Consider the following 24,020-nt stretch of genomic DNA (forward strand, 5'->3'; position numbering starts at 1 on the left):
CGGGCGAGGCGCGAAACGCAGGCCATGGCCAGACCATGGTCAAGGTTCGCGACGAAGTCCGGCGACATTCTGGCCGCAACCCTTTCGGGGCGGGATCGATTTGCTCATAGCTGCCGCGCTCGTCGCGGCAACGGCAAGAGCATTGGCCGCTCCGATCGAGTCGCACTGGGCGAAAAAGACCTTCGCCGCAACGAGCCCCGTCAATGATGACAGTCCCGGGGCGTTGCCGCCGACGGCTCGCCGGTTTCCCGTCAATCCACGCCTTCGCGCACGGTGTTCGAAGCCTGACGGCTCTGCAGGCCGCCCGCCAGCTTGGCCAGTTCGATGAATTCCGCCGTGCGACCGCTGGCCTGGTCGGCACTGGCCGCAAGTGCCGACTGCGCCAGCGCGGCTGCGTCGCGGAACGCGTAGCGATCGGTATACGCGCCGCCACGGAGGATTTGGCCGTACGCGGCCACGGCCGCCGCCAGCTTGAAGCCGGGCGAGGTCTGATTCGCGGCCACCGCGTCACCGGCGCCGATGACGCGTTCGATCAGCCTGCTCTTCGCCGCTTCGCCATCATCCGGATGCTTGTAGCGCAGGCGCAGGAACGCGAGTTCCGATGCCTTGCCGGCCGGCTTCGACGATGCCGCCTTGTCGTTGCCGTAGCGCAGCGGATCGACCTTGGCTCCGTCGCTGCCGACGCGGGCAATCTCGTACAGCGCGGTCACGCGGTGGCCGGCACCGATGTCGCCGGCGTCGATGGCATCGTTGTTGAAGTCCTCGCGGTTCAGCACGCGATTTTCGTAGCCGATTAGCCGGTATTCGGCGACCACGGCCGGGTTGAACTCGACCTGGATCTTGACGTCCTTCGCGATCGTCTCGAGCGCCGATGCGCGTTCGTCGACCAGCACGCGGCGCGCTTCGTTCAGCGTGTCGATGTAGCTGTAATGGCCGTTGCCGACGTCGGCGATCTGCTCCATCAGCGCGTCGTTGTAGTTGCCGCCGCCGTAGCCGAGCGTCGACAGTGCGACGCCGCTGCGGCGCTTGTTCTCGACCAGCGACTTCAGCTGCCGGATGTCGCTGATGCCGACATTGAAGTCGCCGTCGGTGGCCAGCAGCACGCGATTGTTGCCGCCCGGAATGAAGGCCTTCTCGGCCATCGCATACGCCAGCTGGATGCCGCCGGCGCCGTTGGTCGAACCGCCGGCTTCGAGGCGATCCAGTGCCGCGACGATGGTTGCGGTCTGATCGCCGGGTGTGGGCTCCAGCACCACCTCGGTGCGGCCGGCGTAGACCACGAGGCTGATGCGATCCTTCGCCGTCAGTTCGGTCGCCAGCAGCTTCAGCGAAGCCTTGACCAGCGGCAGCTTGTTCGGGTCCATCATCGAGCCGGATACATCGACCAGAAACACGAGGTTCGACGGCCGGATCGCGGCATCAGCCGGCTTCCAGCCCTGGATGCCGATCGCCAGCAGTTCGGTGTTCGAGTTCCACGGGCTCGGGCCCAGCTCGGTGTGCAGCGCGAACGGCGTCTTGCGATCTTGCGGGCCCGCGTAGGCGTAGTCGAAATAGTTGATCAGTTCCTCGACCCGCACCGCGTCCGCCGGCGGCAGCCGCCCTTCGTTCAGGAAGCGGCGGACGTTGGAATAGGCACCGGTATCAACATCGATACTGAAGGTCGACACCGGCGTTTCAGCCGCGACGAACACCGGATTCGCCTTCAAAGCCTCGTAGCGCTCGCGCTCCTCGGGTGCCGACGGATAGGCCGGTGGCGGCGGTGGCGGCGGCGGTGCCAGCGCCGGCACGCGTGATCCGGTCACGGCGACGCTGGACACGGGCGCGGCAGCACGCTTCGCTGCGGAGGGGCCTGGCGCTGCCGCAATGGCCGCTTCTTGCTCGGTATTCCGCTGCTGGTACAGACCATCTGACAGCGCTTGCTTCATCCGCTGCGCCAGCGCGCTGTCGGCAGCATTCGCTGCGGCGGGCGCTGCAACGGGCTCGGCAACGGGCGGCGGCGATTGTGTCGGCGCTGGCGCCTGCGTCGAACAGGCCGCAAGCGCTGCAACAGCGCCGAGGAACGCTGCCGCCGCCAGGTGCTGGAATCGGGAACGCGGGAATCCGGTTTTCATATCGACCTCCGTGGGTGGTGATGATGTAAACGGAGCGATCGGCAAAACGGGGTTAAACGATTCAGAACTTTTGGTAGGCCTACGCCGGATGGGAAGCACCCGGCGTGATCGGGAACACCTTGTCCAGCCGCGCGAGGCTCAGCACGCGCATCACCGGCGGGCCGACTTCGGCCAGCGTGAAGCCGAGATTGGAGGTCCGCGCCTTCTGGTAGGCCTCGACCAGGCTGGCGATGCCGGACGAGTCGATATAGGTGACGCCGCCGAGATCGACCACGAGCGCCTGCTTGCGCGCCAGCGTGTCGAGCAAGGTCTTGCGCGCCGCCGGGGAGCGTTCGAGATCGATCTCGCCGCTGAGGAACACGGTGGAGGTGCCGGCGTTGTCGCTGATCCTGAAACTCATCCCTTCCCGCTCCTGTTCTTGTGCCCCTTCGTGTTCGGGGTCAACCGCGCGGATGATGCCGCACCGCGCCGCGATTTCCGCACCGGCGACGGCGGCGGTGCTGGCTCGCCGATCAGTTTCTTGGTCAGCACCAGCCGGTTGCCGGCCCCTGTCGGCGGCGGGCGGAACTGCACGAGGTCGGTCAGCGCGTGCATGAAAAAGGTGCCGAGACCGCCAGGCTTGACGTCGTCCAGTGCGCGGCCCTGACAACGGTCCGGATTGACGCACGGCGCATAGTCGACCAGTTCGACTTCCAGACCATCGCCGTTGCGCCGGATCGAGACCTCGATCCGGTCACCGTCCGTCGCCCGGCGTCCGGCAGCGCTTCCGGCAAACGGTGCCAGCGCACCATCGAGCACCCCGTCGACGGTCCGGCCCAGCGTCTGGCCGATCGTGCCGCCGAGCGAGCGGCCGACCGAACGGCTGAACGAGGCCCCGAACGGCGCGGCCAGCGTCTGTCCCAAGGTCTCGCCGATCGCCTGCGTGATCGTCTCGCCAACGCCAGCCTCGGGCGCTGCCGCATCGCGCCGTGTGGCGCCGTAACCATGACGAATGATGTTCTGGCAGGCCTCGTCGACCGCCAGAACGAGGTCCTGCGCCCACTCGACGCTGGCACCGGCCTCGCGGGCCGCGGCCTCGACCAGCCTGCGCACGACCTTCAATTGCGAGGCCTCGGCCGGAATGCTCTGCGCCACCAGCTGCGCGGCGTCGCGGCGCTTGCGCGGCGGCCTGAGCCGCGCGGCCTGACGTTCGGCCGTCGCGACACTGTCTTCGATCACCAGCAGCGTCACATCGTCGCGCACATCGTCACCGAGCGCGCCAGCGATTGCCGCGAGCCGCGCACCGGGCGGCTGGCAGGCGTTCGCATCGATCAGCGCCTTCAGGCCGTCGACACCGAGCATGTCGCCGGCGCTACCCCGCGCCTCGCTGACGCCGTCGGTGTACAGATACAGACAGCCGCCTTCGATCGAGAACGTCTGCTCGCGGTAGCGGTTGCGCTCCAGCCGGCACTGGATGCCGAGCGGCGGGTCGAGCGCCGGAAACTCCTCGAACCGGCCGTCGGCGTCGCGTTTCAATGGCGGCAGATGGCCGGCGTTGGCGATTCGCACGGCATGGGTCTTCGGGTCGTGGACGCCGACCACCATGGTCACGAACATGCCGAAGGCCATTGTCTCGCACAGCTCGGCCTCGATCCGCGACAGCAGCAGCCCCGGTTCATGCACGCGCTTGGCCATGCTGCGGAACAGGGTCGCCGCCTTGACCATGATCAGCGCCGCATTCATGCCCTTGCCGGAAACATCGGCCAGCGCGAATGCGACGCGGCCGTCCGGCAGCGGCAGCACGTCGAAGAAATCGCCCGAGACGCCACGCGCCGGGCGGTTCAGCCCCTGCACCGGCGCTTCCGGATCGGCCGCGGCCGGCAGCAGGTTGCGTTGCACCGCAGCCGCCAGCTCCAGTTCCTGCCGCAGGCGGTTCTGAGCCAGCAGTTCCTGCGTCAGCCGCGTGTTGCGGATGGCGAAGCCGGCGGCGGCGGCCATCGCCGACAGCGCTTCCTCGTCCCGTGCGGAGAAGCGCCGCGCCGGCTCGCGCGGATTCAGGATCTCGATGACGCCGTAGCGCTCGTCGCGATGACCGAGCGGCGCGCAGATCAGCGAGCGGATGTCGTAGTCGATGCCGAGCGTCTGCGGCGCGACGAAATCGGGATCGATCGCGGTGTCGGCCACACGCTCGGCCTGGTTGTGCTTCAGCACCCGGCCCGGAACGCTGGCCTGCGCCGGCAATTCCAGACCGAGCACGTCGAGCGGCCCGACGCAGCTGCGGCAGATCAGCCGGGTGCCGTCGGCGTCGAAATCGCCGTCGAGCAGGAACATCACGGCGGCGTCGGCATCGAGTGCCTCGGCAATCCGCGCGAGGGCGGCATCCATCGACGCCTGCAGGTCTTCGCTGTGGGCGAATTCCTCGATCAGGCTCGCGACGAGGTCGAGATAGTCCTCGTCGCGGCGCAACGCGGCGGTGTTCGACACGACAGCAGGGCGGGCAGCGGCCATGGCGGACTCGATCGGCAGGCGATGACGCGACAGGTGCCCAGATTAGCGCCAAGTCGGGCAGGCATCGGCAAGGTCGCGCGAACTTGAACGCGTGCAGCCGGTCCGAAGGCGGACGACAGGTCGTGGCGCCGCCGCTACCGGTGCCCCGCCCGGCCGCTTAGAATCGCGCCACCTGAACCCCCAGAACAACAAGCGAGAAACCCTGATGAGCGATGCCGCAACCGTCTCCGTGCTGATGCAGACCAGCCTCGGCGACATGACGATCGAACTCGATGCCGCCAAGGCGCCGAAGACGGTCGCGAACTTCCTGGCCTATGTCGATGCCGGCCACTACGACGGTCTCGCGTTCCACCGCGTGATCAAGGATTTCATGATCCAGGGCGGCGGCTACAGCGCCCCGGACTACGCCGAGAAGAAGAACGGCAAGCCGATCGAGAACGAGTGCAACAACGGCCTGAAGAACCTGCGCGGCACGATCGCGATGGCCCGCACCAGCGATCCGCACTCGGCCACGAGCCAGTTCTTCATCAACCACGCCGACAACGGCTTCCTCGACGGCAAGCCGGGCCAGTGGGGCTACGCCGTGTTCGGCAAGCTGACCGCCGGGCTCGACGTGCTCGACAAGATCGGCACCACGCCGACCGGGCGCATCCGTCCGTTCGGGCAGGACGTGCCGGTGACGCCGGTCGTGATCACCAAGCTCGCGCGCGTCTGAACCTGCGCGCCGATGCCGTGCCGTCGCCGGGTTGGACCGGCGGCGGCTGAAACCCCGAGGTTCAATCCCGCAGCGAGAAAAGGAGAGGTGCGATGGGCACGTTCGAACTGAAGAAGACGGACAGCGGCAAGTTTCATTTCAACCTGAAGGCCAGCAACGGGCAGGTCATTGCCTCGTCGCAGATGTATGCGAGCAAGGAATCGGCGCTGAACGGCATCGAATCGGTGCGCAAGAACGCGGCGGATGCCAAGTTCGACGACCAGACGGACGCCTGAGCATGCCCGTCAGCGCTGTGCCGAATCGCCTCGAGCACCGTATCGGGCGCCGCATCATCGGCGCAGCGCTGGCGGTGTGTTCGCTGATCGTCTCCCCCGGCAGCTTCGCCTGGGGCAAGGACGGCCACCGGATCGTGGCGCAGATCGCCGCGGATCATCTGACGCCGGCGGCGGCATCGTCGGTCAATCTGCTGCTGGCCGGCGAGCCGGAACCGACGCTGGCCGGCGTCTCGAGCTGGGCCGACGAGGTTCGGACCAAGGAAACCGGTCCGCTCCACTACGTCAATTTCCCGCGGGGCACCTGCCAGTTCACGCCGAAGCGCGATTGCCCGGATGGCCGCTGCGTGATCGGCGGCATCGAACAGTCGATCGCCACGCTCCGATACAGCGGCGCCACGCCGGCCGAACGCAATGTGGCGCTGAAGAACCTCGTCCACTTTGCCGGCGACGTGCACCAGCCGCTGCATGCCGGGCTCGGCGAGGACCGTGGCGGCAACACCGTGCAGCTGCAGTGGGCGGGCGCCGGCAGCAACCTGCACGCGCTGTGGGATTCCGGGCTGATCGCCAGCACCGAGCCGGACTGGCGGCGCTACGTGCTGCGGCTGGCCCCGAAAGCGGCGTATGTCGACCTGAAGACGCTCGATGGCCTCGACTGGGCGCTGGAATCCTGTGCGATCGTCGCGAGCGACGGCTTCTATCCGGCCAATGCCAAACCCGGCCCGGAGTATCTGACGCGCTGGCAGCCGACCGTCGACGAGCGCCTGAACCTCGCGGGCTTGCGTCTGGCCGCGCTGCTGAACGCGCTGTTCCCGGGCTGATCGGCAATGCGCGGCAGTTCCCGAACGGCTTCGCCTGCAAGCGGGTCCGCGAATTGGCCTAGAATTGCAACAATTCTTTCACCGTCACGGGCGTCCGACGTGATGCGACCGGGTCTTGCCGCCATGCCTGTCTGCCGTTTCCACGCTGTCCGGAGTTCCGCGCGATGAGCGCCCGCCCCGTGCGCCGCCGCAGCGACGAGTCCATCCGCATGTTCGAGGCGGACTGGATGGAAGCGCTGTCGAAGATTCCGTACTGGGTGCCGATGGCGATTTTCCTGCCGGTGTTCGCCTGGATGTCGATCACCGCGGTTCGCGACGGTCTGGGCGTCGGCTTGTGGCTCGCGTGTTTCGCCGGCGGTCTGGCGATCTGGACCGCGACCGAATACTTCCTGCATCGCTTCCTGTTCCATTGGACGCCGCCGGGCAAGATCGGCGAGCGCCTGCACTTCATCTGGCACGGCGTCCATCACGATCACCCGAACGACGCGCTGCGGCTGGTGATGCCGCCGTCGGTCAGCGTGCCGCTCGCGTATGGCTTCTGGTGCCTGTTCGGCCTCGTGTTTGCCGATGCCACGCTGAAAGGCGTGTTCAGCGGCTTCATCCTCGGCTACGTCGTCTATGACACCCTGCACTACGCGCTGCATCACCACGCGTTCGAGCACCCGCTGTTCAAGACGCTGAAGAAAAACCATATGCAGCACCATTTCGTCAGCGGCGCGACCGGCTACGGCGTGTCGAGCCCGCTGTGGGACGTCATCATGCGGACCCAGCGCGCTTGAGCAGCAACTGACACGCAACACCAACGAACCCGGCCCCGCGCCGGGTTTTTTGTGGCCCGAAGCAACTTGCCGGTTCGGCATCCGCAGGGTTGCACGGACCCTTGACGTTGGGGCGCAGTCCGGCTGAAGCCGGACTTGCGACGGTTTGCTTGCCGGGGCTGACCGCTGCAGCGATCACTGGCCACCGGCTGAACCCGAAATCTTTACGGTTTTCTTATTTTTCCGGCGGCCGTTCCCTCTCGAATCCCAACGGTCACCGGGCGCCCAATGTGCGGGCTGGAATGTTCCAGCGTCATTGGTTTCGCCATGGCCATCCTGCTCGGCTGTCTCGGCGTTCTCGGCTTTGTCGTGCTGATCGCGTACGTCACGTTCTGCGATCGCATCTGAGCCGGGCCATGACGCTTGATCACCTGCTCGGCGGCTTCGCCGTGATCGTGCTGCTGGCCTATCTCGGCTACGCACTGCTGAAGCCGGAGAAATTCCAGTGACGATCGAAGGCTGGCTGCTGATCGTCGTTTTCCTGCTGCTGCTGACGGTGCTGACGCGCCCGCTCGGTGGCTATCTGCAGCGGGTGTTCGACGGTGAACGCACGCTCCTGTCGCCAGTGCTCGGCCCGGTCGAGCGTGGCTTCCATGCGCTGGCCGGCGTGCGCGCCGATGAAGACCAGCCGTGGACGGACTACGCCGTCGCAATGCTCGTGTTCAGCCTCGGCGGATTCCTGCTGCTGTTCGCGATCCAGCAATTGCAGGGCCTGCTGCCGCTGAATCCGCTCGGCTACGGCGCACTGAGCGGCGACCTGAGCCTGAACACTGCGATCAGCTTCGTCACCAACACCAACTGGCAGAGCTACGGCGGCGAATCGACGATGTCGCTGTTCACCCAGATGGTCGGGCTGGCGGTGCAGAACTTCCTGTCGGCGGCCACCGGCATCGCGCTGGCGATCGCGCTGATTCGTGGCTTCGCGCGCGAGAAGGGCAAGGGCCTGGGCAACTTCTGGGTCGACCTGACTCGCGCCACACTCTACGTGCTGCTGCCGCTGTCGATCCCGATGGCGCTGTACCTCGTCTGGCAAGGCATGCCGCAGAACTTCGTCGGCGCGAGCGAAGCGACCACGCTGGAGGGTGCGAAGCAGCTGATCGCGCAAGGGCCGGTCGCCTCGCAAGTCGCGATCAAGATGCTCGGCACCAACGGTGGCGGCTTCTTCAATGCCAACGCCGCGCATCCGTTCGAGAACCCGACGGCACTCAGCAACTTCGTGCAGATGTTGGCGATCTTTCTGATCAGTGCGGCGCTGACCAATACCTTCGGCCGCGCGGTGAAGAACGAGCTGCAGGGCTGGGCGATCTATACGGCGATGGCGGTGCTGTTCATCGCCGGCGCCGGCGCGACGCTGTGGGCTGAAAGCCAGGGCAACCCGGCGCTGAGCGCAATCGGTGTCGATCAGCAGATGAGCCTCGTGCAGTCGGGCGGCAACATGGAAGGCAAGGAAGCGCGCTTCGGCATCGCCGCCTCGACCTTGTTCGCGACCGTCACCACCGATGCCTCCTGTGGTGCGGTGAACTCGATGCACGACAGCTACACGCCGCTCGGCGGCGCTGTGCCGCTGGTCAACATCCTGCTCGGCGAAGTGGTGTTCGGCGGCGTCGGTGCCGGCCTGTACGGGATGCTGCTGTTCGCGATCGTGGCGCTGTTCATCGCAGGCCTCATGGTCGGCCGCACGCCGGAGTACCTCGGCAAGAAGATCGAGGCGCGCGAGATCAAGCTGACGGTGCTGGCGATCCTGTGCATGCCGCTGGCGCTGCTCGGCTTCCTGGCCGTGGCCAGCGTGTCACCCGTTGCGTTGAAGGGCCTGGCCAACGCCGGTCCGCATGGCTTCAGCGAGATGCTGTACGCCTATGCCTCGGCCGTCGGCAACAACGGCAGCGCCTTCGCAGGACTCACCGCGAATACGCCGTTCTGGAACCTGACCCTGGCCGCCGCGATGCTGATCGGCCGCTTCGCGGTGATCGTGCCGATGCTGGCAGTGGCCGGTTCGCTGGCGATCAAATCCCGATCGCCCGCGACCTCCGGAAGCTTCCCGACCGATGGCCCGCTGTTCATCGGCCTGCTGGTGGCGATCGTGCTGATCGTCGGTGGTCTGACCTATTTCCCGGCGCTGGCGCTGGGGCCGCTGGTCGAGCATCTGGCGATGCTCGCCGGTTCCTCGTTCTGAATCATCCCTCTCGTCATGCCGGCGAACGCCGGCATCCAGCGTCGAAGACAACGCGCTTTGCTGGCTCTGGATCCCGGCTTTCGCCGCGATGACCGTTCGAGATCAATCGCAATGAACACCCAAGCCACTCCGATGTTCACCCGGGCCCTGCTGGCCCCGGCGCTGCGCGACACCTTCGCCAAGCTGCATCCGGCGAGCCTCGCGAAGAACCCGGTGATCTTCATCACCGCACTCGTGTCGCTGCTGGCCAGCGTGCTGTTCGTCCGGGATGCTGCCATTGGCGCGCCTTTGCTGTTCTCCGGCCAGGTGATCGTCTGGTTGTGGTTCACCGTGCTGTTCGCGAACTTCGCCGAAGCGCTGGCCGAAGGTCGCGGCAAGGCCCAGGCCGCGAGCCTGCGCCAGACCCGCAGCCACACCATCGCCCGCAAGCTGAACGGCACGATGACCGACGAGCTGAAGGTGCCGGCCACAGCACTGAAAGCCGGCGACTGCGTGGTGGCCGAAACCGGCGATCTGGTGCCGGCCGATGGCGAAGTGATCGAAGGCATTGCCACCATCGACGAATCGGCGATCACCGGCGAATCGGCCCCGGTGATCCGCGAGGCCGGTGGCGATCGCTCCGCCGTGACCGGCGGCACGCGGGTACTGTCCGACCGCATCGTCGTCCGCGTCACCGCCGCACCCGGTTCGGGCTTTCTCGACCGGATGATCGCGCTGGTCGAAGGGGCTTCGCGCCAGAAGACACCGAACGAGCTGGCGCTGAACATCCTGCTGGCGGGCCTGAGCCTGATCTTCGTGCTGGCGGTGGCGTCGATTCCGAGCTTCGCCGCCTATGCCGGTGGCGATGTCCCCGTCATTGTCCTGGTCGCGCTGTTCGTGACCCTGATCCCGACCACGATTGGTGCATTGCTGTCGGCAATCGGCATCGCCGGCATGAACCGGCTGGTGCGCTTCAACGTGCTGGCGCTGTCGGGTCGTGCGGTGGAAGCCGCGGGTGACGTCGACACGCTGCTGCTCGACAAGACCGGCACCATCACGCTCGGCAATCGTCAGGCCTGCGAGTTCATCCCGGTGCCCGGCGTCACCGAGCGCGAACTGGCCGAAGCCGCACAGCTCGCCAGCCTGTCCGACGAAACGCCGGAAGGTCGCAGTGTCGTCGTGCTGGCCAAGGAGAAGTTCGGACTGCGCGGGCGCGATCTGGCCGGGGCCAACGCCAGCTTCATCCAGTTCACGGCGCAGACGCGGATGTCCGGCGTCGACCTCGGAATCTCGAAGATCCGCAAAGGTGCCGTCGATTCGGTCGTCGATTACATGACCCGGATCGCCGGGAGCCACTCGGTACCGCCCGAGCTGAAATCGATCGCCGAGCGCGTGGCCCGAGTCGGCGGCACGCCGCTGGCCGTGGTCCGTGATGAACGCGTGCTCGGCGTCATCCACTTGAAGGACATCGTGAAGGGCGGCATCCGCGAGCGATTCGCCGAACTGCGCCGCATGGGCATCCGCACGGTGATGATCACCGGTGACAACCCGCTGACTGCCGCTGCGATCGCCGCCGAAGCCGGTGTCGATGACTTCCTGGCGCAGGCAACGCCCGAAGACAAGCTGGCGCTGATCCGCAAGGAGCAGGCCGGTGGCCGGCTGGTCGCGATGTGCGGCGACGGCACCAATGACGCGCCAGCCCTTGCCCAGGCCGATGTCGGTGTCGCGATGCAGACCGGCACCGTCGCGGCCCGTGAAGCCGGCAACATGGTCGATCTCGATTCCGATCCGACCAAGCTGATCGAGATCGTCGGCATCGGCAAGCAGTTGCTGATGACCCGCGGCGCGCTGACCACGTTCTCGATCGCCAATGACGTCGCCAAGTATTTCGCGATCGTGCCGGCGCTGTTCGCCTCGTTCTATCCGCAGCTCGATGCGCTGAACGTGATGGGCTTGGCGACCCCGCAGAGCGCGATCCTGTCGGCGATCATCTTCAACGCGCTGATCATCATCGTGCTGATCCCGCTGGCGCTGCGCGGGGTCGCGTACCGCGCGGTTGGCGCCGGACAACTGCTGGCGCGGAACCTCGCGATCTACGGCGGCGGCGGGCTGATCGCACCGTTCGTGGGCATCAAGCTGATCGATCTGGCGATCACCGCGCTCGGTCTGGCGTAAAGCGGGTCGCGACCCACCCTCCAGAACACCGAATCCAGGAGCAAAACCATGCTGCAACACCTGCGCCCCGCCCTCGTGCTGCTGACCCTGTTCACGATCCTGACCGGCGTCGCCTACCCGATGGCGATCACCGGCGTGGCACAGGCGCTGTTCCCACATCAGGCCAACGGCAGCCTCGTTGTGCTGGATGGCAAGACGATCGGCTCGGAACTGATCGGCCAATCGTTCGCCAGCCCCGGCTACTTCCACGGCCGGCCGTCGGCGACCGGTCCCGAGCCGTACAACGCCTCGTCCAGCAGCGGCTCGAATCTGGGCCCGACCTCGAAGGCGCTGCTGGAACGGGTCAAGGCGGACGTCGACAGACTTCGCATCGAGAATCCGCACCGCGTGATTCCGGTCGATCTGGTCACGGCGTCCGGCAGCGGGCTCGATCCGCACGTGTCGATCGCCGCCGCCGAGTTCCAGATTCCACGCATCGCCCGCGCCCGCAGCGTCGACGCGGAACTGCTGCGCACGCTGATCGAGAAGCACCGCGAAGTGCCGGTGCTCGGGCTGCTGGGCGAGCCGGTGGTCAACGTGCTGGCGCTGAATCTGGCGCTGGACACGCTGTTTCCGACCATTCACTGATCCGGAAAGCGCCCGATCGGCGTCCGATCGAGGCCGGATTTGGCTGCGCGGAAGCGATGAACATGAACGATATACTCCGTCCGGCACCGGTATCGGTGCATGCCTTGCGGACTCATGTCCCCTCTCGACAACGCGCTGCTGGTCGCTCTGGCCTGCGCGCTGGTGGTGCTGAACGGCTTTTTCGTCGCCGCAGAATTCTCGCTGGTGAAGCTGCGCTCGACCCGGGCGCAGGAACTGAGCACGCAAAGCGGCTGGCGCGGCCGCATCCTCGGCAAGGTGCATGGCCGTCTCGATACCTATCTGTCGGCCTGTCAGCTCGGCATCACGCTGTCCAGCCTGGGGCTGGGCTGGGTCGGCGAGCCGGCGTTTGCCGGGCTGCTGGAGCCGCTGCTGACGATTGTCGGCATCGACAACGAACGGACCGTGCACACGATCTCGTTCGTCGTCGCGTTCTCGGTGATCTCGTTCCTGCACATCGTGATCGGCGAGCTGGCGCCGAAGTCGATGGCGATCCGTCGACCGGAAGGCGTGTCGCTGTGGACGGCGACACCGCTGTACGCGTTCTACTGGCTGATGTACCCGGCAATCGAACTGCTGAACCGCAGCGCCAATGTCGCGCTGAAGGCCGCCGGCCTCGAAGGCACTAACGGCGGTCACGGCGGTCACGGCGACAACAGTTACACCCATGACGAGCTCAAGATGATCCTGCATCTGAGCCATGCCGCTGGCGACAAGCCGGAATCGAACCTCAACATCATGCTGGCGCACACGCTCGAACTGCAGGATCTGGTCGCCAGCGACCTGATGCGGGCGCGCCGCGATCTGGTGTCGCTGAGCACCGATCACAGCCACGCCGAGGTTCGCCGCATCGTGCAGAAATACGGATACAGCCGCTATCCGCTGCTCGATGACGATGACGCCGTGATCGGCGTGGTCCACGTGAAGGACCTGCTGCTGGAAGCGCCGGGCGAGGATTTCAGCCTGCGCCTGCGCCGCTTGGCTCGCGACATCCACCGCTTCCGCGAAGACTCGCCGGCGCTCGAAGTGCTGCGCCGCTTCCGTCAGGGCGCGCCGCATCTGGCGTTGGTCGAAGACATGGAAGGCACGATGGAAGGCTTCGTCACGCTCGAAGACGTGCTGGAAGCGATGCTCGGCGAGATCGTCGATGAGTACGAGCCGCGCCGTGCCGGACAGGTCGATCGCCGCATCGTCCATCTCGCCGACGGCAGCCTGCTGTTGCGCGGCGATACGCCGGTCTACCGGCTGGAGCGCGTGCTCGGTGCCGAGATCGACGGCAGCGACGAGGTCGACACCGTCGCCGGCCTCGTGATGCAGAAGCTGGACCGCATCGCCGTGCGCGGCGATGCCGTCCGCATCGGCGATGTCGACATCACCGTGCAGCGTGTCACCGGCCCGCGCATCGAGCGGATCAAGGTCATGCGGCGAGCAGCGGCCTGAGCCCATGAGCGCCGACGAGCCGGAACGCCCGTCGCCCGAGGCGCTGCTCGAACGCTCCCGCCTCGATGCGCGCGGCAAGCTGCGAATCTTCCTCGGCGCTGCCCCCGGCGTCGGCAAGACCTGCGCGATGCTCAAGGCGGCGCAGCGCAAGCGCGAGGAAGGGGTCGATGTCGTCGTCGCCGTGGTCGAAACCCATGGCCGGCGCGAGACGCAGGCACTGGTCGCCGGTCTGGAACTGCTGCCGCGCCGCAGCCTGCCGTACCGGGGCCGCACGCTCGACGAGATGGACCTCGACGCGCTGCTCGCCCGCCGCCCGCAGCTCGCGCTGGTCGACGAACTGGCGCACAGCAATGCCGATGGTTCGCGCCATCCGAAGCGGCATCAGGACGTGGCCGAGCTGCTCGCCGCCGGCATCGACGTCTGGTCGACACTGAACATTCAGCATCTCGAAAGCCTGAACGATGTCGTGGCCCGCATCACCCGCGTGCGTGTCCGCGAAACCTTGCCGGACAGCGTGTTCGACACGGCCGACGAGGTCGAGATCGTCGACCTCACGCCGCAGGAACTGATCGAGCGCTTGAACGACGGCAAGGTCTACGCCGAGCCGCAGGCCCGCTCGGCGCTGAAGAACTGGTTCAAGCCCGGCAATCTCACGGCGCTGCGCGAACTGGCGCTGCGCCGCACCGCCGAGCGCGTCGACGACCAGATGCGCAGCTACATGCGCAGCCATGCCATCCGCGGCCCCTGGGCTGCGGCCGAGCGCCTGCTGGTCTGCGTCAACGAATCCCCCGCAGCGGCGGAAGTGGTGCGCCGCGCCAAGCGCGTCGCCGATCGCATGAACGCGCCGTGGATCGCGCTGCACATCGAGACGCTGCGCACGCGCCAGCTCGGCGAAAAGGCCCAGACCCGCATTGCCGATACCTTGCGGCTGGCCGAATCGCTCGGCGCGCAGACCCTGACCCTGCCTGGCACGCGCCGCATCGGCGATGACCTGCTGGCCTATGCGCGAGACCAGAACATCACCCAGATTCTGCTCGGCAAGTCGGTGCGCAGCCGCTGGTTCGAGTGGCGTCACGGGTCGGTGGTGCGCGATCTGATGGCGAACGCGGCCGGCATCGACATCCACATCCTGGCCGAAGAAGCCCTCGCCGCACCGAGCGATGACGGCGAGCGCGTCGCGCCGAAACCACGGCGCACGCCGGGCCGCGAAGTCACGGCGTACACCGCCACCGCCGTGATGGTCGCCACCGCGACGGTGGTGGGCCGCGCGTTGCTGTCCCTGGTCGAGATCCCGAACATCTCGCTGATCTATCTGGCGGCCGTGCTGTGGAGTGCCACGCGCTATGGACTGGCGGCATCGATCTTCGCGTCGATCGCGAGCACGGCGTCCTACAACTTCTTCTTCATCGAGCCGCTGTACACCTTCACCGTGGCCGATCCGGCACAGGTGCTGGCACTCGTGTTCTTCTGCGTGGCCGCCGTGCTGACCAGCACGCTGACCGCTCGCGAACGCCAGCAGGCGGATACGGCGCACGAGCAGGCGCGCACCACGGCGGCCCTGCTCGCGTTCAGCCGCAAGCTGGCCGGCATCCGCAAGCTCGACACGCTGATGGCCGCCAGCGCGGCCCAGATCGCGAACATGCTCGAGGTCGAAGCGCTGCTGCTGCTGCCGGACAACGCCGGCACCTTGATGCCGATGGCCAGCGCGCCCGCCGGTGCGGCGCTGGACGAAGCCGATCTCGCTGCCGCCACCTGGTGCTGGAACCACAACCAGCCGACCGGACGCGGTACCGACACCCTGCCCGGCGGCCGCCGTCTGTTCCTGCCGCTGCGGACCGGTCAGGGCAAGCTGGGGGTCGTCGGGGTCAGCCGTCCCGGCGCGAATTTCCGGCTCGATCCGGACGAGCGGCGCCTGCTCGATGCGCTGGTCGATCTCGCCGCCATCGCCACCGAGCGCATCCGGCTGGCCAAGGACGTCGATCAGGCCCGCATGCTGGCCGAGACCGAGAAGCTGCGCGCCTCGCTGCTGACCTCGATCTCGCATGATCTGCGCACGCCGCTGGCGTCGATCATCGGCACCCTGGCGTCATTGCGCGGCTATGGCGATCGCTATGACAGCGCGACACGCAGCGACATGCTCGGTACGGCGTCCGATGAAGCGGAGCGTCTGAATCGCCACGTCGCCAACCTGCTCGACATGACCCGGCTCGATGCCGGCGCGCTCGAGCCGCAGCGCGAACCCTGCGATCTGGCCGATCTGATCGCCGGGGCCCTGCGCCGCAGCGAGGTGGCGCTGGCGGCGCACAAGGTCAAGCTCAGCGTCCCTGCGAACCTGCCGCTGCTGCTGCTCGACGAAGGTCTGATGGATCAGGTACTGGTCAACCTGCTCGACAACGCGGCCAAGTACACGCCGCCCGGCAGCACGATCGAGATCGGCGTCGTCCGTCATCGCTTCAGCATCGTCATCAGCGTGCGCGACAACGGCCCGGGCATTCCGGCTGCCGACCTCGACCGCATCTTCGACAAGTTCTACCGCGTGCGTGAAGACGCCGACCGTTCGCGCGCCGGCACCGGTCTGGGGCTCGCGATCTGTCGCGGCTTCATCATCGCGATGGGCGGCCGCATCCACGCCCGCAACCGCTCCGACCGCACCGATGGCCAGCCGGCCCAAGGCGCCGAATTCCTGATCGAGTTCTCGCCCGACCTGATCGCCGAAACCGCGCCCGACCGCGATGAGCCGGCATCGCCATGAGCCGCGCAACATGAGCCTGACGCTGGGAAAGGTCCTGATCGTCGACGACGAAGCGCCGATCCGCCGCCTGCTGCGCAACACGCTGCAGGTCAACGACTATCAGGTGATCGAAGCGGGCAGCGTCGCGGAAGCGCTGTCGATGGTTGGCCAAGAACGACCCGACCTGATGCTGCTCGACCTCGGCCTGCCGGATGGCGATGGACAGGCGGTGATCGAAGCCGTACGCGGCGGGCGGGTGAAACGGTCCGGCGCCAGCTCCGGCGATCGCTCGGATCCTGCGGTCGAGACTTCGCTTGCGATCCCGATCATCGTCCTCTCCAGCCGTACCGACGACCGCGGCAAGGTTCGTGCGCTCGATGCTGGTGCCGACGACTACGTGACCAAGCCCTTCAGCGTCGACGAACTCCTCGCCCGCATACGCGCTGCGCTTCGCCACCGCATGCAAAGCCAGGGGACGCAACCACTGTTCGTCAGCGGCGCCTTGAGCGTCGATCTCGTCCGGCGGATCGTCCTTCGCGATGGCATGGAGGTGAAGCTCTCGCCGAAGGAATACGGAATCCTGCAGCAACTGGTCCTGCATGCCGGCAAGGTGCTGACCCACCGACACCTGCTGCGCGAAGTCTGGCGACAGGATTCCGATGGCGACGTCGCCTACCTCCGCGTCTACATCCGCCAGCTTCGCGCCAAGCTCGAAAACAACCCCGAGCAGCCGTCGCTGATCGTTACCGAACCGGGCGTGGGGTATCGGCTCCGCGGCTGATCGGTCGCCCTCGTGCGACCGCGCACGGTTGGACGCGGCGGGCGACCATTTACGGATTCGGACGCCGCTGTCGGAGGATGTCGGCCAGACGATCCGGCGTGTGGTCGATCCGTTCAAGATGCGGGTACTGCAGGCCGTCGTGATAGTCGAGCTTGACCGTGCTGTAGCGATCGTAGGTTTTCATCAGCAGCTCGATCGGAGCAGCACCGGACTTGGCAGCCTTGATCGTGTCGCGCAGCAGCTCGTAGCTGTAGGCGCGGCCATCGACCGCGACGAGCGTCATGCCCTTGGCGAGGCCGGCATTGAACGCGGGGCTGTCCCACAGCACGTCGGACAGTTCGCCGTCCTTGCCCATGACGATGCCGAGCGAGTAGCTGAAGTCCTTGGTCTTGCGTCTTTCGTCGACGCCCTTCGTGAACTCGGAAGGCTTGTCGGTGTAGACCAGCATCCAGCCGCTTCGAGCGAGACCGTCGAGCGGCGCGCCGGGACCATGGCCTTCGAGGCGTGAATCGAGAAAGCTGGACCAGTCGAACGGCGCGACGTCGTTCAGGGCCGCGACCACGTCTTCGAAACCGTACAGTTCCGGCGTGGACGAGCCGTCGTTGACGCCGAAGAAGCGACGGGCAAAGTCGTCCAGCGAGCGCTGCCCCTGCGTCAGCTCCCGCAACTTCGTGTCGGCATCTAGCCAGATCAGCAGACCTTCGTTGTAGTAGTCCTCGCTGCGCTGCCAACTGGCGAATGACAGCGGGCGACGCGGCGTCAGCAGCGGCTGATTCGTCGTGTCGCTCAACGCCCGCCAGCGACGTCCCGGCCGGCCGCGGTCGAGACTCGCAGCGATGGCGGCGATCGAATCCCGTGCGAGTTCCTCTTTCCACAGGCCCGAGCGCGCGGACAGCACCTGTCCCCAGTACTGGGTCATGCCTTCGTAGACCCACAGGCCGCTGTTCCGCATCGGCGTGTTGAAGTGCGGCGTCCACAAGTCCGCGGGGCGGCGGAACTTGCCGTTCCACGAGTGCGTGTACTCGTGCGGCAGCAGGCTGCGGCTGACGGCCGACTTGTCCCAGTCGCTGAAGTAGTCGGCATCCAGCGCGTTCTCGCTGGACTGATGATGTTCAAGCCCGATGCCGCTGAAGTTGCCGCTGAGGCCAAGCAGGAAGTCGTAGTGCGCGTAATGCTGCGAGCCGTACAGCAGCAGCGCTTCCTGCACCAGCGCCCGATGCGCGGCGAGCTGCTCCGCGGTGATCTCGAGGCTTCTCGCATCGTCGGCGACGACATTCAGGCGAACCGGAACCTTCGCGTCGGGATCCGACAACAGCACTTGACGGAAGTGACGGCCGGCGAAGATCGGCGAATCGATCAGTGCGTCGAGCGAGACTGACGCGAAGCGAATGCGATCGCCGTCGCGATGCGCGACGTCCAGTGCCGTGCCGAACTGCCAGCCGGCAGGCACCGTGATGCTCGGCTCGAATTCGATGCGCCGGGCATCGAACCCAGCCGGGTACAGCACCACCGCGTTCCACTGCAGCCCGACGATCTCCGGCGTGGCCACGAAGCGGCCCTGATCCTTCAGCAGCGGCGAGGCGTACTGGAACTCGAGATTCAGCCGACTCGCCCGTTTCGGCACCACCATTCGGAAAGCGAAGGAATCGACAGGATCACGCGTCCACTCCACCCGTCGACCATCGTCGGTCGTGATGATGAGTCCCGCCAAAGCCTCGATCGGCCCGCGCGGTGCGTGATTGCCGGGCAGCCATTCGGGATACCACAGCGTCAGCGGGCCGGGCCTGACCGGCAGCGACTCGGCAACCCGCAGCAAGCGACGGCTGGTGTCGGTCAGGTCGACCGCGACGGCAATCGTCCCCGGATACCGGCCGCCTTTCGGCGCTGGCGGTGCGGCCGCGGCCGCCGGACCGATCCCGAGGACTACGGCGAGACACAACAGGCAGGCGAGCCGCCCGCGACAAGCGCGCAACAGGTTCACGACGACGATCTCCGGAAGGATGAAACCCGCACGATGGCGCGGCCCGTTCTCGTGCACGCAAGACGCCCGCCAATCACGGCGCGACGGTCGCGCACCCCACCGCCGTGCGCGGCGGCGGGCGATGCGCACTGATGAAGCGACACGGTCGCGACCCCGCGAACGCGGAGCGAGCGAATCCGTGCAGGCCGTCAGCGCTCGCGGCGAACAGGCCAGCGAATGCGCAAGCGGCGCTGGGACGCCGCCTGCGACCGCCCCGGCGACGCGGATCAGCCCTTGGTCGGCGCCTTCTTCGCGCTGACTTCCGCCAGCTTGCTCGCGAGCGCGGCCGGCGGCAGGTAACCCGGGAAGATGTCGCCGTTCGGCAGTACCAGCATCGGCGTGCCGCGAATGCCGAGCGACTGCGCCAGCTCGTATTCGGCCGCGATCGGGTTCTCGCAGACCTTGCCCTTGATCTTGATGGTGGCGCCGCTCTTGGCCTCGGTCAGCGCCTTCTGCTGGTCGGCCGAGCACCAGACCGCTTCGGCGCTGCGCCAGGATTCCGTATCCGGCCCGGAACGCGGGTAGAACGCGTAACGGATGGCGATGCCCTTGGCGTTGTACTGCGCGATTTCCGAGTGCAGCTTGCGGCAGTAGCCGCAGTCGACATCGGTGAACACGGTGACCGTGTACTTGGCGACCACCGGCGGCGACGGGGCAAACTCGATGTACTTGCGGTCGCCGAAGGTGCTGAGCACGGCGAGGCGATCGACCCGGCGGCGGTTCTCGGTCAGCTCCTCGCCATTTTCGAGGTTCACGAGGTCGCCGCGGAACAGGAACTTGCCGTCGGCAGTCACATAGGCGAAATCCCGCTCGTGCTGGATTTCGAGGATGCCGGCAATCGGCGACGGCCGGACGTTTTCCGGCTTGATGCCGAGTGCTTTGACCAGTCGATCCCGCGTGGCGTCGCTGACCGCGTCCTCGGCCGCCCAGGAGAATCCGGTTGCGAGAATGGCCAGCGCGGCGGCGGCCAGGCGAGAGAATTTCATGCGACGAGGTCCGGCGAAAGGGTGTGTCCGAGTATGACAAAAACCCTGCCGGACGGTTCAGCGCGCCTGCCCGGATCAACGACCGGACCCGGATCTGACAAGGTGCAGCATCGCGCCGTGACGCATCACGCGGACTCGATGTCGTCGATCCGTTAGCATCGTCGCATTCGCCCGCTCTTCCGACGGCCGCGCCTGCTCCGCGATCGGCCGCCCTGCCCTTGCCCACCGGAACCCGCTGTCCCGCATGGAAGTTGCCAGCCACGCCATTCTTGTCGCAGGAACGCTGTTCCTGATCAGCATTCTGGCCACGGCGATGACGCCGCGGCTGGGCGTGCCGCTGCTGCTCGTGTTCCTGATCGTCGGCCTGCTGGCTGGTCAGGACGGCCCGGGCAAGATCGTGTTCAACGACTTCAAGCTGGCGAATATCGCCGGCACCGCGGCGCTCGCGGTGATCCTGTTCGACGGCGGCCTGCGCACGCCGCTGTCGAATTTTCGCGTCGGCCTGCGGCCGGCGCTGTCGCTGGCGACGGTCGGCGTGCTGCTGACCACGGCGATCGTCGGCGCGGTCGCAGCCTCGCTGTTCAAGCTGCCTCTGGCCGAAGGCTTCCTGATCGGCGCGATCGTTGGCTCGACCGATGCCGCCGCAGTGTTCTCGCTGCTGTCGACGCGCTCGGTGCGCCTGAACAACCGCATCAGCTCCGCACTGGAGATCGAATCCGGCACCAACGATCCGATGGCGGTGATGCTGACCATGGGTCTCGTTCATTACCTGCTGGCGCCGGCGACCTACAGCTGGGAAGACATCGCGCTGCTGCTGGTCACGCAACTGGCGCTCGGTGTCGGCCTGGGCTACAGCGGTGGCCGGCTGTTGATATTGACGATCAACAAGGTCGAACTCGGCGATTCGCTGTACCCGCTGCTGACCATGTTCGGCGGGCTGCTGATCTACGGCGTGACGGCAACGCTGGGCGGCAGCGGCTTTCTGGCGGTCTACCTCGCCGGCCTGATGCTGGGCAACCAGCCGTTGCGGGCCTACGCCAGCATCAAGCGCTTCCACGACGGCATTGCCTGGCTGGCGCAGATCGGTATGTTCCTGACCCTGGGCCTGCTGGCAACGCCGAGCCGGATGGTCGATGCACTGCAGCCGGCGCTGCTGACCGCGGCCGCGCTGATCTTCGTCGCGCGACCGATTGCCGTGGTCGCGTCGCTGCTTCCGTTCCACTTCCCGTGGCGCGAGCAGGTCTATCTGGCCTGGGTCGGCCTGCGCGGGTCGGTGCCGATGGTGCTGGCAACGTTTCCGCTACTGGCGGGGCTACCGAATTCGACGCTGTTCTTCGACGTCGCTTTCGTCATCGTGCTGGTGTCGCTGGTCGTGCAGGGCTGGACCGTGGCGCCCGCGGCGCGGCTGCTTGACCTGCAGATGCCGCCGCTGTCGACACGTGTTCGCCGTGCCGACATCGATTTGCCCGGCACGCGCGGCTACGAGATCGTCAGCTACCGTCTGGCCCGCGGCAGCGCGCTGATCGGCAAGAAGCCGAAGCAGCTGCCGATCGAGGATGGTTCGCGCATCGTCAGCCTGACCCGTGCCGGCAGGCTCGTGCCGTACCGCGAGTGGGGCACGTTGAAAGGCGGCGACTACCTGTCGCTGATCGTCGCGAAGTCCGAACTGCCCGAGATGGACAAGCTGTTCACCTCGACCCGCGGCGTGCAGGCAGCGGAACAACAGCGCTTCTTCGGCGAATTCGTCGTGAGTCCGGATGCGCCGCTCGCCGATCTGGTGGCCGCCTACGGCCTCGATGTGCCATCCGGCGCGCCAGGCAAGACGCTGGCCGCGTTCGTTTCCAGCGTGCTGCACAAGCCGGTGGTCGGCGATCGCCTGCGCCTCGGCGACATGGAACTGGTGGTGCGCAAGATGGATGGCGAGAAGATCGTCGAACTGGGCCTGCGTCTGCCGCACGGCTGAAGCGCGACCGCACGCGGCGACGGCCGCGTCGCAGTCCGCTGTTCCGTCACCGTTGATCGCGCTTGATCACGCTTCAGCGCTGCTTGCGCCACGCGGGCGAAATCCGCACAGTGCCGAGTCTGGCCTGCAGCAGACCACTACGCCTCGCGCAAAGGTGGCGCCCCTGCACGGCCATCGGGGAGATTTCTTGCAGAATCGGGCTGCAGCTGCGTTTTCTCGACGCTGATCGCGGGTTTCGTCAATGTCGTGCCACTTCCACTGGCGTTTCGCCGCCAGCTGGTGTGGTTCGTGCGTTGCGCCAGTGACACGATCCGGCAGTTCGCGAGCGCCACGTCGCAGTCAGTGCGACGCGCGCCATCGCGGCGGTGGCCGGGTCATCGAACGGTTTCAAAGCAAATTCACGGGAGAGGGGTTTCATGCTGGAGCTTCTGGGTCATGTGGCATTCGGCTTGTTCGGACTGGCGTCGCTGATCGCGATCGGCGTGCTGTTCTCGAACAATCGCGGCGCGATCGACCGCAAGCTGGTGCTGACCGGCGTGACCCTGCAGATCGTCTTCGCGACCTTCGTGCTGAAGGCGCCGCTCGGTCGCGACATCTTCGACAGCCTCGCCGGTGGCTTCGTCGCGCTGCTCGGCTACGCCAAGGTCGGTTCGACCTTCATCTTCGGCTCGCTGACCTCGAGCGACACGCTCGGCTTCATCTTCGCCGTGCAGGTGCTGCCGACGATCATTTTCTTCGCCGCACTGACTGGCGTGCTGTATCACCTCGGCGTGATGCAGAAGATCGTGCAGGGCATGGCCTGGGCGATCACGCGCGTGATGAAGGTGTCGGGGGCTGAAACCACCTCGGTCTGCGCCAGCGTCTTCGTCGGCCAGACCGAAGCGCCGTTGACGATCAAGCCGTACATCGAGCGCATGACCGAATCCGAGCTGATGACGGTGATGATCGGCGGCATGGCGCACATCGCCGGCTCGGTCATGGCGGCGTACATCGGCCTGCTCGGCGGCGGTGATCCGGTGGAATCGGCGTTCTACGCCAAGCACTTGCTTGCGGCGAGCGTGATGGCGGCGCCGGCGACGATCCTGATCGCCAAGATCCTGCGGCCTGAAGTCGGCGAGCCGCTGACCCGCGGTGATGTCCGCGTGCCGGTCGAAAAGCACACCGCGAATGTCATCGATGCCGCCGCGGCCGGAGCCGGCGAAGGCCTGAAGCTCGCGATGAACGTCGGCGCGATGCTGCTGGCCTTCGTCGCGCTGATCGCGCTGATCAACGCGCCGGTTGCAGCACTCGGCACCCTGGACCTCGGCGGCACCACGATCAATGCCGTGCTGTCCGGCTGGGCGGGCCGCGACGTGAGCTTGAGCCTGCAGACGATTTTCGGGTATGTGCTGGCGCCGCTGGCCTGGCTGATCGGCGTGCCGTGGCAGGACGCAACCCTGGTCGGCAGCTTCATCGGCCAGAAGATCGTGATCAACGAATTCGTGGCCTACGTCGACCTGTCGAAGAACCTCGGCAACCTGCTGCCGGAAAGCCGCGTGATCGCGACTTACGCGCTGTGCGGATTCGCCAACTTCTCGTCGATCGCGATCCAGATCGGCGGCATTGGCGGACTGGCCCCGTCGCGTCGCGCCGACCTCGCCCGCCTCGGCCTGCTCGCCGTGCTCGGCGGCACGCTGGCGACGCTGATGACGGCGACGATCGCCGGCGTGCTGGCGCACTTCTGAGCCTCGAAACGCCGCCTGCCGGGCACACGAACGTGCCCGTCGTTGCGCCATCGATGCTGGCCGGCGCTACGCGGCGGCAGTCGTCGGTCCGGATTCATCGGGACCGTGCCGCGCCGGGCTGAGCGTTGGCGCCGCCGAGCGGAAGCTCGCGCTACCGATGACGCCTCGCTGACGCGGGG

At 66.8% G+C, this 24,020-nt stretch carries 18 protein-coding genes; 13 read left to right on the forward strand and 5 right to left on the reverse strand.

Annotated elements, in window-relative coordinates:
* Window positions 1-251: 251 nt before the first annotated feature.
* The 3 genes from QZ951_RS07730 to QZ951_RS07740 all read right to left on the reverse strand — a co-directional run bounded on the left by QZ951_RS07730 (window position 252) and on the right by QZ951_RS07740 (window position 4,598).
* Window positions 252-1,817, reverse strand: a complete 1,566-nt coding sequence (locus tag QZ951_RS07730) for a VWA domain-containing protein (RefSeq protein ID WP_292999962.1) — start codon at window positions 1,815-1,817, stop codon at window positions 252-254.
* A 373-nt stretch (window positions 1,818-2,190) separates the two neighbouring features.
* Window positions 2,191-2,511 (reverse strand): STAS domain-containing protein, encoded by a 321-nt coding sequence (locus tag QZ951_RS07735; protein ID WP_292999963.1) that lies wholly within the window; start codon window positions 2,509-2,511, stop codon window positions 2,191-2,193.
* Window positions 2,508-4,598: a SpoIIE family protein phosphatase gene (locus QZ951_RS07740; RefSeq protein WP_292999964.1), complete on the reverse strand. Its 2,091-nt coding sequence runs from the start codon at window positions 4,596-4,598 to the stop codon at window positions 2,508-2,510. Before QZ951_RS07740 ends, QZ951_RS07735 begins: the two co-directional genes overlap by 4 nt.
* Before the next feature lie 205 nt (window positions 4,599-4,803).
* Between QZ951_RS07740 and QZ951_RS07745 the strand changes: the two genes are divergently transcribed.
* From QZ951_RS07745 to QZ951_RS07795, 11 genes are all read left to right on the forward strand, one after another.
* Window positions 4,804-5,313 carry a peptidylprolyl isomerase gene (locus QZ951_RS07745; RefSeq protein WP_292999965.1) on the forward strand — a complete coding sequence of 170 codons (510 nt, stop codon included), beginning with the start codon at window positions 4,804-4,806 and terminating at the stop codon, window positions 5,311-5,313.
* Between the two features lie 92 nt (window positions 5,314-5,405).
* The gene (locus QZ951_RS07750) at window positions 5,406-5,588 is read left to right on the forward strand and encodes a YegP family protein (RefSeq protein WP_292999966.1); all 183 of its coding nucleotides are present in this window, start codon (window positions 5,406-5,408) and stop codon (window positions 5,586-5,588) included.
* A gap of 2 nt (window positions 5,589-5,590) precedes the next feature.
* A complete protein-coding gene (locus QZ951_RS07755; RefSeq protein ID WP_292999967.1) occupies window positions 5,591-6,406 on the forward strand; it encodes a S1/P1 nuclease in 816 nt (271 codons plus the stop codon).
* Window positions 6,407-6,570: 164 nt separating this feature from the next.
* The gene (locus tag QZ951_RS07760) at window positions 6,571-7,185 is read left to right on the forward strand and encodes a sterol desaturase family protein (RefSeq protein ID WP_292999968.1); all 615 of its coding nucleotides are present in this window, start codon (window positions 6,571-6,573) and stop codon (window positions 7,183-7,185) included.
* Between the two features lie 395 nt (window positions 7,186-7,580).
* Window positions 7,581-7,673, forward strand: a complete 93-nt coding sequence (locus QZ951_RS07765; protein ID WP_292999969.1) for a potassium-transporting ATPase subunit F — start codon at window positions 7,581-7,583, stop codon at window positions 7,671-7,673.
* A complete protein-coding gene (gene kdpA, locus QZ951_RS07770; RefSeq protein WP_292999970.1) occupies window positions 7,670-9,397 on the forward strand; it encodes a potassium-transporting ATPase subunit KdpA in 1,728 nt (575 codons plus the stop codon). Before QZ951_RS07765 ends, kdpA begins: the two co-directional genes overlap by 4 nt.
* 111 nt (window positions 9,398-9,508) lie before the next feature.
* Window positions 9,509-11,551 carry a potassium-transporting ATPase subunit KdpB gene (kdpB, locus tag QZ951_RS07775; RefSeq protein WP_366943838.1) on the forward strand — a complete coding sequence of 681 codons (2,043 nt, stop codon included), beginning with the start codon at window positions 9,509-9,511 and terminating at the stop codon, window positions 11,549-11,551.
* 48 nt (window positions 11,552-11,599) lie between these two features.
* A complete protein-coding gene (kdpC, locus tag QZ951_RS07780; RefSeq protein WP_292999972.1) occupies window positions 11,600-12,178 on the forward strand; it encodes a potassium-transporting ATPase subunit KdpC in 579 nt (192 codons plus the stop codon).
* Between the two features lie 114 nt (window positions 12,179-12,292).
* Window positions 12,293-13,636, forward strand: coding sequence for a hemolysin family protein (locus QZ951_RS07785; protein WP_292999973.1), 1,344 nt, complete (start codon window positions 12,293-12,295; stop codon window positions 13,634-13,636).
* A gap of 4 nt (window positions 13,637-13,640) precedes the next feature.
* On the forward strand, window positions 13,641-16,388 hold the full coding sequence (locus tag QZ951_RS07790) for a sensor histidine kinase KdpD (RefSeq protein WP_292999974.1): 2,748 nt from the start codon (window positions 13,641-13,643) through the stop codon (window positions 16,386-16,388).
* Window positions 16,389-16,398: 10 nt separating this feature from the next.
* A complete protein-coding gene (locus QZ951_RS07795; protein WP_292999975.1) occupies window positions 16,399-17,148 on the forward strand; it encodes a response regulator transcription factor in 750 nt (249 codons plus the stop codon).
* A 49-nt stretch (window positions 17,149-17,197) separates the two neighbouring features.
* Here QZ951_RS07795 and QZ951_RS07800 read toward each other — a convergent pair whose 3' ends face one another.
* Together QZ951_RS07800 and QZ951_RS07805 are read right to left on the reverse strand one after the other, a co-directional pair.
* Entirely contained in the window at window positions 17,198-19,129 is a 1,932-nt protein-coding gene (locus QZ951_RS07800; protein WP_292999976.1) for a hypothetical protein, read from the reverse strand.
* A 266-nt stretch (window positions 19,130-19,395) separates the two neighbouring features.
* A complete protein-coding gene (locus QZ951_RS07805) occupies window positions 19,396-20,154 on the reverse strand; it encodes a DsbC family protein (RefSeq protein ID WP_292999977.1) in 759 nt (252 codons plus the stop codon).
* A 244-nt stretch (window positions 20,155-20,398) separates the two neighbouring features.
* On the opposite strand from QZ951_RS07805, the gene QZ951_RS07810 reads away from it, so the two are divergent.
* Both QZ951_RS07810 and QZ951_RS07815 read left to right on the forward strand, forming a co-directional pair.
* Window positions 20,399-22,117 carry a potassium/proton antiporter gene (locus QZ951_RS07810; protein WP_292999978.1) on the forward strand — a complete coding sequence of 573 codons (1,719 nt, stop codon included), beginning with the start codon at window positions 20,399-20,401 and terminating at the stop codon, window positions 22,115-22,117.
* Between the two features lie 416 nt (window positions 22,118-22,533).
* Window positions 22,534-23,841, forward strand: a complete 1,308-nt coding sequence (locus QZ951_RS07815) for a nucleoside transporter C-terminal domain-containing protein (protein ID WP_292999979.1) — start codon at window positions 22,534-22,536, stop codon at window positions 23,839-23,841.
* Window positions 23,842-24,020 lie beyond the last annotated feature (179 nt).

It is taken from the genome of Nevskia sp. (assembly GCF_021732705.1).
In the GTDB taxonomy this organism is placed as follows: Bacteria; Pseudomonadota; Gammaproteobacteria; order Nevskiales; family Nevskiaceae; genus Nevskia.

Bases quoted from the DNA above. Each gene is read 5' to 3' on its own strand.
- kdpB (WP_366943838.1), top strand. From the start codon at position 9,509: ATGAACACCCAAGCCACTCCGATGTTCACCCGGGCCCTGCTGGCCCCG.
- QZ951_RS07760 (WP_292999968.1), top strand. From the start codon at position 6,571: ATGAGCGCCCGCCCCGTGCGCCGCCGCAGCGACGAGTCCATCCGCATG.
- QZ951_RS07795 (WP_292999975.1), top strand. From the start codon at position 16,399: ATGAGCCTGACGCTGGGAAAGGTCCTGATCGTCGACGACGAAGCGCCG.
- QZ951_RS07745 (WP_292999965.1), top strand. From the start codon at position 4,804: ATGAGCGATGCCGCAACCGTCTCCGTGCTGATGCAGACCAGCCTCGGC.
- QZ951_RS07805 (WP_292999977.1), bottom strand. From the start codon at position 20,154: ATGAAATTCTCTCGCCTGGCCGCCGCCGCGCTGGCCATTCTCGCAACC.
- QZ951_RS07735 (WP_292999963.1), bottom strand. From the start codon at position 2,511: ATGAGTTTCAGGATCAGCGACAACGCCGGCACCTCCACCGTGTTCCTC.
- QZ951_RS07810 (WP_292999978.1), top strand. From the start codon at position 20,399: ATGGAAGTTGCCAGCCACGCCATTCTTGTCGCAGGAACGCTGTTCCTG.
- kdpC (WP_292999972.1), top strand. From the start codon at position 11,600: ATGCTGCAACACCTGCGCCCCGCCCTCGTGCTGCTGACCCTGTTCACG.
- QZ951_RS07785 (WP_292999973.1), top strand. From the start codon at position 12,293: ATGTCCCCTCTCGACAACGCGCTGCTGGTCGCTCTGGCCTGCGCGCTG.
- QZ951_RS07750 (WP_292999966.1), top strand. From the start codon at position 5,406: ATGGGCACGTTCGAACTGAAGAAGACGGACAGCGGCAAGTTTCATTTC.
- QZ951_RS07755 (WP_292999967.1), top strand. From the start codon at position 5,591: ATGCCCGTCAGCGCTGTGCCGAATCGCCTCGAGCACCGTATCGGGCGC.
- QZ951_RS07765 (WP_292999969.1), top strand. From the start codon at position 7,581: ATGACGCTTGATCACCTGCTCGGCGGCTTCGCCGTGATCGTGCTGCTG.
- QZ951_RS07815 (WP_292999979.1), top strand. From the start codon at position 22,534: ATGCTGGAGCTTCTGGGTCATGTGGCATTCGGCTTGTTCGGACTGGCG.
- QZ951_RS07740 (WP_292999964.1), bottom strand. From the start codon at position 4,598: ATGGCCGCTGCCCGCCCTGCTGTCGTGTCGAACACCGCCGCGTTGCGC.
- QZ951_RS07790 (WP_292999974.1), top strand. From the start codon at position 13,641: ATGAGCGCCGACGAGCCGGAACGCCCGTCGCCCGAGGCGCTGCTCGAA.